This window comes from Chryseobacterium metallicongregator (assembly GCF_031324065.1).
Classification (GTDB): domain Bacteria; phylum Bacteroidota; class Bacteroidia; order Flavobacteriales; family Weeksellaceae; genus Chryseobacterium; species Chryseobacterium metallicongregator.
This window is the reverse complement of record NZ_JAVIXS010000003.1, coordinates 236,684-251,289: the sequence shown is the minus strand read 5'-3', so window position 1 is coordinate 251,289 and position 14,606 is coordinate 236,684. Positions and strand designations below refer to the sequence as shown.

Sequence of the window (14,606 nt, the reverse complement as noted above, 5' to 3'; positions counted from 1 at the left end):
AAAAGAGAAATGTTACTGATCAATAGCCTTCCCTATTTCTTCAATTTCGATGGTTTTTGCCGGTCTTTCTTTTATAAACTTATTTTCAAGGAGTTTATAAACACCCCAAACGGCAACAATAGAGATTAGCCAACCTACGATATTCACTCCGGAAAATCCTGTATAATTTACATTATCTACGGATTCAGGATCTGTTATTCCCAAATACACACCGTAACTCATCCCTAACACAATCTGGGTTCCCAGATAAATTCCAATAGCCAAAACACCGTATTGCCATTTTGTTTTTCCAAATCTTTCGGCTAATTGTGCATAATATCGGTAAGCACCGATAAGAATAAAAATTGATAACATGATTATTATTTTGTTTTTAGTTTTTATTTAAAATCGTATCCCACATCCACCAGATACAGCCCGTGTCCCGGAGCTGAAGTACCTGCAGCATTGCGGTTTTTATCTTCAATTACTTTACGGAGATCTTCCGGTTTCAGCTTTCCTGTACCAATTTCTACCATCGTTCCTACAATAGCACGAACCATATTTCTGAGAAAACGATTGGCTGAAACGGTAAATTTCAGCTCTGTTCCGCTCTGTTCCCATTCTGCTTTGTAGATTTTGCAGATATTCGTTTTGTTGTCGGTTTTCAATTTGGCAAAACTGGTGAAATCTTCATATTCAAAAAGAATCTTACAGGCCTCATTCATCGCATCCATATCCAGAGATCTTTTCCAGTGTTGCCATGCAGATTCCTGGGTAAACGGATTTTTTTCCAGTGAGATATAATATTCATAAGTCCTGTAAGTCGCATCAAAACGGGCGTGAAAATCATCTTTTACCGGAAAAATCCTTTTAATGGAAATATCAGGCGGAAGAAAACTATTCAGCCTGCGTGTAAGCTGGTCGTCCAGTTCCTTTTCAGTATCAAAATGGGCAAATATCTTTTTGGCATGAACCCCGGTATCAGTTCTTCCCGCTCCTGTAGTCTTAATCTCTTGGCGCAAAATTGTAGACAGCGCTTTTTCCAGTTCTTCCTGCACAGAAATGGCATCCGGCTGTATCTGATAGCCGAAATAATTCTTTCCGTTGTAAGAAAATTCAATAAAGTATCTCAATGTATTGTAATAACTCCACAAAAATACTTTAATTTAACGAAATATTTGTTGAAAAGTCTTTGAGAATATTACACCAAATGCCTATGAAAATTCCTATTTTTGCAATCGTATGAAAAGATGGTACCTTTATCCTTTTTCCCTTGGTTATCATTTGGTAACGGGTATCCGGAACACAATGTATGATCTGGGAATTTTTAAGTCGACAAAATTCAAAACACCGATAATCAATGTCGGAAACCTTTCTGTGGGCGGAAGCGGAAAGTCACCTATGGTGATGTATCTTGCTCAGTTCCTATCCAAACATTACAGAACCGGTGTGCTTTCACGAGGCTATGGAAGGCTGACCAAAGGTTATGAAGTAACCAATTACGAAAGCAACTACAAAATGGTGGGTGATGAAGCCATGCAGCTTTTTGAGCGTTTTAAAAACCGTTTTGTTATTGCCGTTTCGGAAGAACGTGTTCCCGGAGCTAAAAAAGTAATTGATGATATGGATCTTCAGGTTCTTGTATTGGATGATGCCATGCAGCACAGAGCTATTAAGGCTGGATTCAATATTCTGATGACTGATTTTAACGATCCTTTTTTTAAAGATTATGTGCTTCCTGCCGGAGACCTCAGAGAATCGAGAGCTGGATATAAAAGAGCCAATATCATCATGGTCAGTAAATGTCCTGATGAACTGACAGAGGAAACAAAAAGGTATTATATTTCAAGAATAAGACCTTCCTATGGGCAGAAAGTCTTCTTTTCATCCATTGGTTACGACGAAAATGTATACGGAAAAGATAAAATGCTTCCGGATAACAACCTGAATTATTATGATATTTTACTGATTACCGGAATTGCCAATCCAAAACCACTTCTGGAACATCTGGCCAAATTCTCAAAAAGGGTGAAACATTTAAAATTCAGGGATCATCATAATTTCACCGATGATGATATAAAAAAAATCCTTGCCGAATACAAAAAACTAGGAGAATATAAACTGATATTAACCACAGAGAAAGATTACGTACGTCTGAAAACTTTTGACTATCTTAGAGAAATTGTTTACTACTGGCCTATCAATGTACTTATTGATAAGAAAGAAGAATTCAATCAAATCATCTTGGATTATGTTAGAAAAAATTAAAGAGACCGCGGATTTTATCAAAAATATTATTCAGGAAACTCCTGATTTTGCGGTTGTTTTAGGATCCGGACTGGGAAAATTACAAAATGAAGTAGAACCCATCCATATTTTAGAGTACAAAAATATTCCTCATTTTCCACAAACTACAGTGGCCGGGCACACCGGAAAACTGATTTATGGAATATTGGAAGGGAAAAAAGTACTGATGATGAGCGGCCGTTTCCATTATTATGAAGGACATTCAATGGAAACCGTTACTTTCCCGATAAGAGTTTTTCATCTGCTGGGAATTCAAAATCTTATTCTTTCCAATGCCTGTGGAGGGGTAAATCCTGCTTACAGCGTTGCTGATATTGTTATCCTGAAAGATCACATCAATATGATGCCTGAGCATCCTCTTCGCGGAAAAAATATAGATGAACTTGGACCACGTTTTGTGGACATGAGTGAGCCTTACAACAAAAAAATGATTGCTACTGCAGAACAGGTCGCTGCAGATCAACATATCAAAATTCATCAGGGAATTTACGTTGCCCTTCAGGGACCCACTTTTGAAACTCCGGCTGAATACGGAATGATTAAAGCTATTGGTGGGGATATGGTAGGAATGAGCACGGTACCCGAAGTCATCGTTGCCAGACATATGGAAATGGATGTTTTCTGTATTTCCGTAATTACAGATCTTGGCGGTCCCGATGTAGCGTTTGCCGTTTCTCACGAAGAAGTTTTGAATGCCGCCAACAAAGCAATGCCTAACGTAATTTCTGTTGTTAAAGGTTTGATTAAAAACTATCAGTAAAATCGTCCAGCATTACAACTGGAAGTCTCAATATTCCTCTCTACTGGAGAGGTGGCGAAAATTCAATAGAATTTTTGACGGGGTGGTTTTTACATTCCCACTCTCCTACCTCATAGAATACATCAATATTATAAATTTTTACTAATTCCAAAGAAATCAATCCCAGATTGCCATTCATTGTTTAGATTTGTACAAATGAAATTGTTCAAGATGAGAAAGTTGATATTAATTTTTATGATGGGTATTTTTGGGATAAGCTATTCACAAAAAGTCCCCACTGTCCTTAAAACAGGATTTTCAAAAGAAGCTTTACAGCAAAAACTGGAAGATGAAGAAGGAAAAGCCATTACCATTCAGCAGATTCTAAATCAGCATAAAGGAAAAGTTTTAGTCATTGATTTTTGGGCAGGATGGTGCAGAGATTGTTTAAATGCCCTTCCAAAAGCTAAGGAATTAGAAGAAAATAACAAGAATATTGATTTTGTATTTCTATCATTAGACCGTTCAAAAGAAGGGTTTGAAAAAAGTCTTGAAAGATTTGATATGAAAAACAAAGAAAATTATTGGTTTTCTACAGGCTGGAAAAATGATTTTAACAATTATGTGGATCTTAACTGGATTCCCAGATATATGGTTATTGATCAGAAATCTTCTATTGCAAAATATTATGCAATTTCCCCCGAAGACCCAGAACTTCAGCAAACTATTGACAAGCTTTTAAAATAATTGTCATTTATTTTAATCTGAAAAAACATAAAAACTCATTGAAAATCATCAGATTTCAATGAGTTTTAAAATTTTATTTATTTAACACCATGATCACAAGAGAAGCCACAGAACAGGATTTAGAAATTCTTTTAGAATTTGAACAGGGAGTGATTACTGCTGAAAGACCTTTCAACAGTACACTTATTGAAGGAGAGATCCATTATTATGATTTAAAATTTCTGATCCAATCTTCTGACGCAAATGTAATTGTTGCTGAAGAGAATAATGAAATCATTGCATCCGGGTATGCTCTGATTAAAAAGTCGGAAAAATATTACAACCAATTTGAAAAGTATTCTTATCTGGGTTTTATGTATGTAAAGCCGGAACATAGAGGAAAAGGAATCAATAAAGTGATTACCGATGAACTCATTTCCTGGTCAAAATCAAGGGGAATCAGTGAGGTAAGACTTGATGTATATGCTCAAAATGAATCTGCTATCAAAGCTTATGAAAAGGCAGGTTTTGAACCTCATCTTCTCACCATGAGACTGAAATAGTAAAAGGCTGGAAGATCGAAGCTGGAAGTAATTTCAGTGCAATTAATAATTACTTGTTCTTTAAATTAATTTTCAATAAATGACATTCAATTTTTATATTGTCCTCATTAACTTCCCTTTCCCAAATTCAGACTTACCTTCTTAAAATAATTTACCATAAATAAAGGAATCCATATCTTTGTATATGGATTTTTCTTTGCCTCTTCGTAAAATTATTCATGTGGATATGGATGCATTCTATGCTTCTGTGGAGCAGCATGATAATCCTACATTGAAAGGCAAGCCGATTGCTGTAGGAGGCCAGCATCGCGGGGTCGTTGCAGCTGCAAGTTATGAAGCCAGAAAATATGGTGTTCGCTCTGCAATGCCTAGTAAAACAGCCAAAGAAAAATGTCCTCAGCTTATTTTTGTTCCTCCCCGATTTGCCCGATATAAAGAAATTTCAAAAAAAATCCGGGAAATTTTCTATGAATATACAGATCTGGTAGAACCCTTATCTCTGGACGAGGCCTATCTGGATGTCACTGAAAATAAAAAAGGAATGGAATCTGCCAATCTGATTGCCAAAGAAATTCGTCAGAAAATCTTTGAACAGACTGGACTTACGGCTTCTGCAGGAATTTCCGTCAACAAATTTTTAGCTAAAGTAGCTTCCGATATTAATAAACCGAACGGCCAGAAAACCATCCATCCTGATAAAATGGAGCACTTTCTGGAAGAATTGCCTGTGGAAAAATTTTATGGTGTAGGAAAAGTGACGGCTAATAAAATGTTTAGTTTAGGAATTTATAAAGGAAAAGATTTAAAGAAAAGATCACTTGAAGATCTGATCAAAATTTTCGGAAAGTCTGGCAATCATTATTATAATGTGGTACGCGGGATTCATACTTCTGAAGTAAAACCTCATCGGATTCAGAAAAGTGTGGCTGTGGAAAGAACATTTTTTGAGGACCTTTTAGATGAGCAGCAGATCAATGAAAAGCTGGAAAGCCTTGCAGAGGAAATTCATCAAAGATTACAGAAACATAATATTCTTGGTAGAACTTTAACGTTAAAAATAAAATATAAAGACTTCTCTCTTTTTACAAGAAGCATCACAAGGGAAAATTATTATTCATCACCAGAACAGTATTATAACACAGGGAAAAAACTTTGGGAACTTCGTCCTTTTGATAAAGCTGTGCGTCTGCTTGGATTATCTCTCTCCCAACTGAATACGGAAGAAAAAAAGCAGGTTTCCGTTCAACTAAAAATCCCGTTTGAGGAATTTGAAAATGAATAGGTGATATTTTTTTGCTAACTTGTATGAACCAAATCAGCAAATCTATGAACCCAACCATGATCCAATTTTTCCACTGGTATTCTGAAGGAGACGGAAAATTGTGGAAAGAAGCCGAAAAGCAGGCCAGATATTTAGCAAAACTTGGAATTACCTCTGTATGGTTTCCTCCTGCCTACAAAGGGACAAATGGTGGTTATTCTATTGGCTATGACGCCTACGACCTCTATGATCTTGGAGAATTTGATCAAAAAGGAACCATTCCTACCAGATACGGTACAAAAAATGATTATACTAAAGCCATTAAAGCTTTAAAGAAACAGGGTATACAGGTTATTGTAGACATTGTTCTGGGACATAAAGCCGGAGGTGATGAACTGGAAAAATTCAACGTTGTAAAAGTAGATGAGGAAAACAGGGAAAAAGTAATTTCTGATGTTATCGAAATAGAATCTTACACAAAATTCACGTTTCCCGGAAGAGAAAAAAAATATTCTGATTTTGAATGGAACTTTACCTGCTTCAGTGGTGTGGATTATGCTGAAGGGATGGATTCTCATATCTATAAAATACAGTCAGAATATGGAAATGACTGGGAGGAAATGATTGATGATGAGAAAGGAAATTACGATTATCTGATGTATAACGATATTGAACACCGGAATCCTTTTGTACGGGAAGAGCTCAACAATTGGGCAAAATGGTATTTTGACCAGACAGATTTCGATGGGGTAAGACTGGATGCTTTAAAACATATTTCTTTTGATTTTTATAAAGAGTGGCTTTCTCTGCTTCGTTCCAATTCCGGAAAAAATATTTTCGCTGTAGGAGAATACTGGGCTCCGGGGTATCTTCATCTGCTTCAAAAATATATTGAAGTAACGGAAGGCTGTATGAGTCTTTTTGACAGCTCCCTGCAGAACAATTTCCACAACGCCTCAAAAGAAGGCGGTTCTTATGATCTCCGAAGAATTTTTGATGAAACCCTCACTCAGGCAGATCCTATGCATGCTGTAAGTTTAGTTGCAAATCATGACACACAACCTCTTCAGGATCTTGAAGCTCCTGTAGAACCATGGTTCAAACCTATTGCTTACGCCCTTATTTTGTTGAGAAAAGACGGCTATCCATGTGTATTTTATCCCGATCTCTATGGAGCTCATTATGTGGATAAAGACAGAGAAGGTAATGATCAGGAAATTTTCATGCCTAAAGTAGATGGCATTGAAGCGCTATTAAAAGCAAGAAAAGATCATGCTTATGGTGAGCAACATGATTATTTTGAGGATGCCAACTGCCTTGGCTGGATACGTACGGGAGATGATGAACATAGCGGATGTGCTGTTGTTCTAAGCAATAAAGAGTCTTACCATAAGCCTATGGAAATGGGAACATTGTATGCCGGGAAAAAATTTAAAGACCTTTTGAAAAGATGTAAAGATAAAGTGATCATTGACGACAACGGCTGGGGAAATTTCCCTGTTCCGGCAGGAAATGTAAGCGTCTGGATTCCTGAATAAGAATATATTCTCATAAAATAAAAAGGCACATTGACCAGATAATCAATATGCCTTGTATCTATCAGTATATCAAGCTGTATTTTAGCAATAGATATATCGGCAATTCCAGATATCTATGGCCCACTCGCAACATTGCCCGTCTTCGTTGGAAGTACAGCATACTTTGCCCCAGTTTAAATCTCCGGCTTTTAAAGTCTTCAATTCCTCACGGTTAAGTTTTCTTACTTTGAACTCTTTTTTCGTTTTCATAATGATTATTTTTTATGGTTTAGTTATTAAATATACATTTAAAATTACAATTATGAATAAACATTTAATACCAACTACTTGATTGAGTATATACAATTTTCATTATTAGAGATAAATATTGAGAATATGATGAACCACCCCGTCAAAAATTCTTTGAATTTTTGCCACCCCTCCAAAGGATGGGAATGTTTATACCTCCAGTTGGGATAATTGTTAAGATTAGAGATGTTATAAGCTTGCTGTATAACTACATTTTTCTGAGTTCCAGAATTTCGGGTCTTTCGGAGGTGTCAGCTATTTTTCCGGTACGGGCAAATTCCGCCCAGAGAGCTCTTAATTTTTCACCATGCTCATGAATACGGCTCCATGGAATATCTTTCAGCAGTTCAGATGATTTCCAGGCTGATTCATTTCCAAAAATCAAAGGAAGATCAATACAATGTGGTGCTCCGATAGGGTTGTCTTTCAATTTTGAATGAATTCTGAAGAGATAGACATTTCCTCCTGCATCTGCCAGATTATGAGCAAATTGCTTTGCGGGATTTCCATAGATCAATGCTGTTGTTTTTTCCACCGTTTTATCCATAATTTTTAAACCGAATCCTTTTCCGAAATATTTATTTAAAGCTTCAGAGGTTTTAAGATAAAATGCCGTTTCATCATTATTTAAACCAATCAGAACATCAAATTTTTGAGCATTTTTTTTCCACATATCTACAGACTCTTCTTCTGTACACAAAGGGAAATATCCGTATTGAGTTCCAAAAGGCATTGCTGCTTTTAAGCCATATCTTATCACAGAGGGTACAAATTTCCCGTATTCATCCATCATTTTTAAAACATCAGTTTCATCCTTCAACAACTCTGTTTTTTTAAGAAATTCCGCAGACATTTTCTGTCTTTTATGACGAAGCCCCAACGGAGCACTCTGTATAATCACCCGCTGAAATAAATCTTCTATTCCTTCTGAGATCATAAGATGGGCAATAGCATCACCTCCTGAAGACTGGCCGAGAAGGGTAATATTATTTTCATCGCCTCCTACCTCTGCGATATATTTTTTAATCCATCTCAATGCTTCAATCATATCCAGCAGCCCAAGATTCGCAGGTCTTTTTTCATCTCCTCCCAGGAAGCCAAAAAGCCCCAAACGATAGGAAACCGTAACTACGATGATATGTTGTTCTTTCACCCATTCGGCAGGATCGGCAGTGGCAAGATCACCACAGCCTATTTCATGAGAGCCTCCATGAATCCAGACTACAACAGGTAATTTTTCATTTTCAGATATGATTTCCGGACGGGTTATGGAAAGGTATTGCGTAGCTTCATCAGCCTCGAAACTTTCAACAGGAGTTGCCCCTATCATTTTTTCCACAAGCGGACTTAAAGACTGCGGACAGACCGGAGTTTTTTCAGGAGAAGTAATAAGTGATGATGAAGAATACTCTATAGAAACAGGTTTTTGAAACCTCTCAGAATAGGCATAGCGAATACTTTTAATTCTGATTACTCCATCATCTTTTAATGCGATAATTCTCCCGAAACGAGTCTCGAAAATAGTGGTGTTCTGCTGATTTGGTGTCATCTTTAGAATGGTGAAAACTTTTCTCTCTAAATTTAGTTATTTAAACACAAATTTCACAATTATTATGGTGTTATTCATGTTAAGAATCTAAAAATAGTTTAAACACAAATTGCACAAATGAAAACACAGATTTCCACGAATTATCATGGTGTTATTTGTGAAATAATTTAGTGTTATTCGTGTTTAAAAATCCAAAAATAATCTAAACACAAATTGCACAAATGAAAACACTAATGTCCACAAATCATTATGGTGTTTTTTTGAAACAATGAGTGTTATTCGTGTTAAAAAACTTAGTTCAGGATTTTATACTCACTCGGAGAAATTCCCACTTTGGTTTTAAAAAGTCTTGTAAAATGTTGTGGATATTTAAAGCCTAAATCATAAGAAATTTCGCTGATTGTTTTTGCCTGATCCAGAATCTGTTCTTTGGCGATATCAATAAGTTTGTTGTGAATAAATTCCTGAGCGGAAATTCCCAGTTCTTTTTTGATCAGATCTCCGAAATAATTGGCAGACAGATTCAGTTTTTCTGCAAAATAATTGACCATTGGGAAACCTATATTTTTTGGATTTTCAGATTTTAAATAGTCATCTACCAGATTTTCAAATTTCCCGATGACTCCCTGATTGATATGATCTCTTGTAATAAACTGACGGTCATAAAAACGCATACAGTAATTCAGAAAAAGCTCAATATTATTAACAATTAAAGATTTACTGTGTTTATCAATAGACTGCTCCAGTTCCAGTTTAATATTTTTAAAACAATCCAGGACAACTTCTCGTTCTTTTTCAGAGAGGTGGAGCGCTTCATGTACATCATAAGAGAAAAATGAATAGTCTTTCATATTCTTCCCTAAGTTGGTTCCTTTTATTAAATCCGGATGAAAAATTAATGCAAATCCTGCAGGCTGAACATGTCTGTCTTTATTATAAATTCCATAGGTCTGCCCCGGAGCAATAAAAACCAATGTCCCTTCCTGGTAGTCATAGCTGTGTTTTCCATACTGCATGTCTCCGCACATAACATCTTTCAGGAAAACGGTATAAAACCCAAATTTTCTTTTATACTGACAGATAGGATCGGATTTGGAAAAATCAATCACACTCACCAAAGGGTGCAGCGTTTCATGATTGGCCATTTTATTATATTCCGAGACCGTATTATAGATTTCAACCTCCTGATTTTCCATGAAGTATATTTTTATTACTATTCAAAATTACCACTTTCATTTGTAATTAAAATGAGGTCTGTAAAATTGGTAAGTAATTCGGTAATCTGTATAAGTCTGGTTTAAGTGAAAGTTTCGACTTTTGTACCGTTATGGAAACTTTTAATACCAACATTTTTCCAAAAGGAGAAAAGGCTTCCCCAGATTATTTTTCCGGCGGAACAGCGTGGGTTCATATCCTTAAACCCAATGAAGACAATTTGAACTGTCAGATCGGAAATGTGATTTTCGAAGCAGGATGCAGAAATAACTGGCATTCTCATGGAGGCGGGCAGATTTTAATCGTGACCTCAGGAACAGGATTTTATCAGGAAAAAGGGAAACCAGCACAGGTTTTAAACCCTGGAGATGTTGTTAATATCCCTCCGGATGTTATCCACTGGCATGGAGCAGCTCCTGATAGTGCGTTTACCCATATTGCCATCAATCCTAATACCCAAAACGGAATCGTAGAATGGATGCAGCCTGTAACGGATGAAGAATATAATAATGTATAACCCTAAATAAACTAAATATAAAATGAGTACAATCACAGTAAAAGCTTATGGTGCAGCGTCTACCACAGCAGATCTGAAAGAAATGAATATTGAAAGAAGAGAAGTAACCTCAAAGGATGTAGAGATTGAAATTCTATACTGCGGGGTATGCCACTCTGATCTTCATACAGCAAGAAACGACTGGGGCGGATCTTTGTATCCTGTAGTTCCGGGACATGAAATCGTGGGAAGAATCACAAAAGTAGGAAGCGAGGTTTCCAAATTTAAAGTGGGTGATCTTGCAGGAGTAGGATGTATTGTAGATTCCTGCGGGCATTGTGACAGCTGTCAGCATGATCTTGAACAATATTGTCTGAATGGTTTCACAGGAACATACAATGGGAAGGACAAGCATTTGGGAGGTCATACTTTTGGAGGATATTCTCAAAAAGTAGTAGTAGATTCTCACCACGTTTTAAAAGTACCTGAAAATCTTGATCTGGCAGCAGTAGCTCCACTTCTTTGTGCAGGTATTACCACATGGTCACCTTTAAAACACTGGAATGTAGGTCCTGGTTCTAAAGTGGCTGTTGTAGGATTAGGTGGCCTTGGTCACATGGCGATTAAACTGGCTAAAGGGCTGGGAGCTGAAGTTACCTTATTCTCCAGAACTCCGGGAAAAACTGAGGACGCTAAACAATTGGGTGCTGATCATGTTGTGATATCTACTGATGACGCACAAATGAATTCTGTAAAAGGGAAATTCGATGTGATCATTGATACGGTTCCTTATGTACATGATGTAAATCCGTATGTAACTACTTTAAATATCAACGGAACGCATGTTCTTGTGGGATATCTTGGAGGTTTAGAACCTATCCTGAATACGGTTCCTATGATTATGGGAAGAAAATCTGTAGCAGGTTCAGTAATCGGTGGTATTGCAGAAACTCAGGAATTACTGGATTTCTGTGGAGAGCACAATATCGTTTCGGAAATCGAAATAATCAAAATGCAGGACATCAACGAGGCATATGAAAGAATGCTGAAAAGCGATGTAAGATACCGTTTCGTTATTGATATGCAGTCTTTATAATTCTTTTACAGAATAGTAACAGAAACAGGCTCTTCAGATCGAAGAGCCTGTTTTATTTTTTCAGATTTTGGCTAAAAGCATTCTGATCCTGATTCGTTATATATCTGTTTCCTTCAGCACATTTGATATCATTTCTTTCCATATCCTGAAAAGCCCATGCTGCCATGGCATCAATCACTGGAGCCAGTTCATTACCTGCTTCACTCAGTTTATAGGTCACATGAGGTGGTACTACAGGTTTTGCTGTTCTGATAATGAGTCCGTCTGTTTCAAGCTGTTTCAAATGCTGGATAAGCATTTTTTCCGTTACGGCAGGAATTGCTTTTTTCAATTCGCTGTATCTTTTTTCTCCTGTGGAAAGATTAAACAGGATGATTGGTTTCCAAAACCCGCCAATTCTTTCCATAACATACATTACAGGACAATCCTGCACTGTTTTTTTATTCTCCTGAATGGTTGAACTTTCTTTGATCGCTGTCATATCTACATACTTTAGGGTAAGTACTTGTATAAAAGTAAGTACAAATATAACTTTGTTCTCAGAAATAAAAAAATATTTATATATGAAAATTATAATCACAGGATCACTGGGAAACGTAGCTAAACCATTAGCACAACAATTAATTGCCGAAGGGCATAATATTACGGTAGTAAGCAGCAGCGATGCCAGAAAACAGGATATTGAATCTCTGGGAGCAACCCCAGCTATAGGATCTATTACAGACGTCAATTTTTTAACGCAAACATTTGATGGAGCCGATGCTGTTTTTGTCATGACTCCTCCGGCTATCAGCCCGGATAAGATTGTAGAAAACACGACCAATGCTGGGAAAAATTATGCTGAAGCTTTAAAAAATGCCAAAGTAAAAAGAGCTGTAATGCTCAGCAGTGTAGGAGCAGAATCTCCTGTAGAAAACGGTCCGATTGCAGGACTTCACAATATTGAAAAAATATATAATGAAGTAGAGAATACTTCTTTTACTTTTTTAAGAGCCGGATATTTTTATAACAATTTTTTCAATGATATTCCTTTAATTCAAAATGCTGGAATCATTGGAGGAAATTATCCTGCAGATATTGAAGTACCCATTGTACACCCTAATGATATTGCCAAAGCAGCTGCTGAGGAACTGGTAAAAAACGGAAATACCAATACAATCAGATATATTGTAAGTGATGTAAGAAAAGCTTCTGATTTTGCAAAAGTTCTGGGAACTTCTGTTAATAAGCCTGAACTTCCATGGGTAGAATTCTCTGATGAAGAGTCTTTAAACGGAATGCTTCAGGCAGGTTTACCGGATGATATGGCCAAACTGTATGTTGAAATGGGAAGAGGAATGAGAACCGGTGTTGTACAAAAGGGTTTTATTGATAATGGTTCTCCCGTAACAGGAAACATTAAGCTAGAAGATTTTGCGAAGGAGTTTTCTTCTAAATTCTAATTTTCTTTTTGTCTTTTCAAGATTGATAAAAATAGAATCGGCGCACCTTTGGTGCGCCGATTCTATTTTAGTATGATATCTTAAGATTATTTTTTCTCTTTCAGGGTTTCTTTTAAAACTTTCAGTTTTCCGTCAATGGGCTGATCTATTTTTAATCCTAAAACCTCAGCAACCAAAGGATAAACATTGATGTTCGCAAATTCATCGATTACCAGATTATTTTTAAACTCAGGTCCCCAGGCAAAGAAAGTGGCTTTCATTTCCGGTACCACTTTAGGGTTATAACCATGTTTTCCAACAGATGTTTTCTTACCTTTTTCAAGAAAAATCTTTGGTGCTTTCGGGATCAGAAGAATCTGCCCTATTCTGTTGTACTGGTCATCTCTTGTAGCGAAATGCAGATATCTGGGAAGTTTTTTATCAAGATATACTTCGTAGTCGTCTGTTTTATTAGCTCTCAGTTCTTTGTAAACTGCTTTTACCTCATCGGGATTTTTAACGTAAACTCTCAGCAAGGTCTGGGAATTGTAAAAATCAAATCTGTTTTTATCAAAAAGAACAGCAGGAATCTCCAACGGTGTACCTCCGTCTACTTTGATCATTCCGTGATCGGAAACAAAAATAAAGTTGACATTTTTTAATCCTAAATCATTTACTTTCTGAACAAGATCACCAATGGCCTGATCTATCAGATGAACAGCATTTTCCGTTTCTTTGGTATCCGGACCATAATGATGTCCGCTTCCATCCACTTCCGGGAAATATAATGAAATAAAGTGAGGCCTTTTATCTTCCGGTAATTTCAGCCAGTTGACTACTTTTTCTACTTTTTCGGAAGGGGTAAATTTTTCATGATACGGATAATAATAAGTAGGTCTTATCCCTCCTGCATCGCTGGCAGATCCTACCCACATTAAAGAAGCTGAGATCATTCCCTGCTTTTCAGCAAGTCCCCAAAGCGGAGTTCCTCCATACCAGCTTCCATCCTCAGCATTATTTTTACTACTCATTGCATAGCCTTCTTTTCTCTTGTAATCGTAGAAAAAGTTATCAATCAGGCCATGGTGAGAAGGATAAAGTCCGGTGATTAAACTCCAGTGGTTCGGGAAAGTAATACTTGGATAACTTGGAATCATTGCTTCAGCCTTTACTCCACCATTAGCTAGTTTCAAAAGGTTTTCAGCATTGTATTTCTGAGCATAATCATAACGGAAACCATCCGTTGATATCATGATCACATAAGGTTTTGACTGTGCTTCAGTGCTATTTTGCCTTCCCGAGATAACTACCTGGGCAGTATCAATATTGGCTTGTTGTGCAAAAGCCGTAAAGGAAATTAGCAGGAGTAAAAAATGGATTCCTCGCTTCATTATTTTAAAATTTTCTGCAAAGTTACATCCTATACTT

16 protein-coding genes are annotated in these 14,606 nt (G+C 36.8%); 9 read left to right on the top strand and 7 right to left on the bottom strand.

The window, feature by feature from the left end; translation table 11 throughout:
• Positions 1-12: 12 nt before the first annotated feature.
• Positions 13-354: a hypothetical protein gene (locus REB14_RS05390; protein ID WP_079243240.1), complete on the bottom strand. Its 342-nt coding sequence runs from the start codon at positions 352-354 to the stop codon at positions 13-15.
• Positions 355-377: 23 nt separating this feature from the next.
• Positions 378-1,133, bottom strand: a complete 756-nt coding sequence (gene truA / locus REB14_RS05385; protein ID WP_309521687.1) for a tRNA pseudouridine(38-40) synthase TruA — start codon at positions 1,131-1,133, stop codon at positions 378-380.
• 88 nt (positions 1,134-1,221) lie between these two features.
• Between truA and lpxK the strand changes: the two genes are divergently transcribed.
• The 6 genes from lpxK to REB14_RS05355 all read left to right on the top strand — a co-directional run bounded on the left by lpxK (position 1,222) and on the right by REB14_RS05355 (position 7,113).
• Positions 1,222-2,247, top strand: a complete 1,026-nt coding sequence (gene lpxK / locus REB14_RS05380; RefSeq protein ID WP_079243242.1) for a tetraacyldisaccharide 4'-kinase — start codon at positions 1,222-1,224, stop codon at positions 2,245-2,247.
• The gene (locus tag REB14_RS05375) at positions 2,231-3,046 is read left to right on the top strand and encodes a purine-nucleoside phosphorylase (RefSeq protein WP_309521686.1); all 816 of its coding nucleotides are present in this window, start codon (positions 2,231-2,233) and stop codon (positions 3,044-3,046) included. The genes lpxK and REB14_RS05375 overlap by 17 nt, the downstream gene beginning before the upstream one ends.
• A gap of 210 nt (positions 3,047-3,256) precedes the next feature.
• A complete protein-coding gene (locus REB14_RS05370; protein ID WP_309521685.1) occupies positions 3,257-3,772 on the top strand; it encodes a TlpA family protein disulfide reductase in 516 nt (171 codons plus the stop codon).
• A gap of 89 nt (positions 3,773-3,861) precedes the next feature.
• The gene (locus REB14_RS05365; protein WP_309521684.1) at positions 3,862-4,314 is read left to right on the top strand and encodes a GNAT family N-acetyltransferase; all 453 of its coding nucleotides are present in this window, start codon (positions 3,862-3,864) and stop codon (positions 4,312-4,314) included.
• 184 nt (positions 4,315-4,498) lie between these two features.
• Complete coding sequence (gene dinB, locus REB14_RS05360) at positions 4,499-5,596, top strand: DNA polymerase IV (protein WP_079243246.1); 1,098 nt, start codon at positions 4,499-4,501, stop codon at positions 5,594-5,596.
• Between the two features lie 44 nt (positions 5,597-5,640).
• Positions 5,641-7,113 carry an alpha-amylase gene (locus tag REB14_RS05355; RefSeq protein ID WP_309521683.1) on the top strand — a complete coding sequence of 491 codons (1,473 nt, stop codon included), beginning with the start codon at positions 5,641-5,643 and terminating at the stop codon, positions 7,111-7,113.
• Between the two features lie 81 nt (positions 7,114-7,194).
• On the opposite strand, the gene REB14_RS05350 is transcribed toward REB14_RS05355, so the two are convergent.
• The 3 genes from REB14_RS05350 to REB14_RS05340 form a co-directional block, all read right to left on the bottom strand.
• Entirely contained in the window at positions 7,195-7,362 is a 168-nt protein-coding gene (locus REB14_RS05350; RefSeq protein ID WP_158521389.1) for a hypothetical protein, read from the bottom strand.
• A gap of 247 nt (positions 7,363-7,609) precedes the next feature.
• Complete coding sequence (locus REB14_RS05345; protein ID WP_079243247.1) at positions 7,610-8,950, bottom strand: carboxylesterase family protein; 1,341 nt, start codon at positions 8,948-8,950, stop codon at positions 7,610-7,612.
• 293 nt (positions 8,951-9,243) lie between these two features.
• Positions 9,244-10,146, bottom strand: a complete 903-nt coding sequence (locus REB14_RS05340; RefSeq protein ID WP_309521682.1) for a helix-turn-helix domain-containing protein — start codon at positions 10,144-10,146, stop codon at positions 9,244-9,246.
• 131 nt (positions 10,147-10,277) lie between these two features.
• Between REB14_RS05340 and REB14_RS05335 the strand changes: the two genes are divergently transcribed.
• Together REB14_RS05335 and REB14_RS05330 are read left to right on the top strand one after the other, a co-directional pair.
• The gene (locus tag REB14_RS05335; RefSeq protein ID WP_309521681.1) at positions 10,278-10,682 is read left to right on the top strand and encodes a cupin domain-containing protein; all 405 of its coding nucleotides are present in this window, start codon (positions 10,278-10,280) and stop codon (positions 10,680-10,682) included.
• 22 nt (positions 10,683-10,704) lie between these two features.
• Positions 10,705-11,757 carry an NAD(P)-dependent alcohol dehydrogenase gene (locus REB14_RS05330; protein ID WP_309521680.1) on the top strand — a complete coding sequence of 351 codons (1,053 nt, stop codon included), beginning with the start codon at positions 10,705-10,707 and terminating at the stop codon, positions 11,755-11,757.
• 52 nt (positions 11,758-11,809) lie between these two features.
• On the opposite strand, the gene REB14_RS05325 is transcribed toward REB14_RS05330, so the two are convergent.
• Positions 11,810-12,238, bottom strand: a complete 429-nt coding sequence (locus tag REB14_RS05325; RefSeq protein ID WP_309521679.1) for a winged helix-turn-helix transcriptional regulator — start codon at positions 12,236-12,238, stop codon at positions 11,810-11,812.
• Between the two features lie 82 nt (positions 12,239-12,320).
• On the opposite strand from REB14_RS05325, the gene REB14_RS05320 reads away from it, so the two are divergent.
• Positions 12,321-13,199 (top strand): NAD(P)H-binding protein, encoded by an 879-nt coding sequence (locus REB14_RS05320; protein ID WP_309521678.1) that lies wholly within the window; start codon positions 12,321-12,323, stop codon positions 13,197-13,199.
• Between the two features lie 86 nt (positions 13,200-13,285).
• Here the strand turns inward: REB14_RS05320 and REB14_RS05315 are convergent, their stop codons facing one another.
• Positions 13,286-14,569, bottom strand: a complete 1,284-nt coding sequence (locus REB14_RS05315; RefSeq protein ID WP_309521677.1) for an alkaline phosphatase family protein — start codon at positions 14,567-14,569, stop codon at positions 13,286-13,288.
• Between the last annotated feature and the right edge of the window lie 37 nt (positions 14,570-14,606).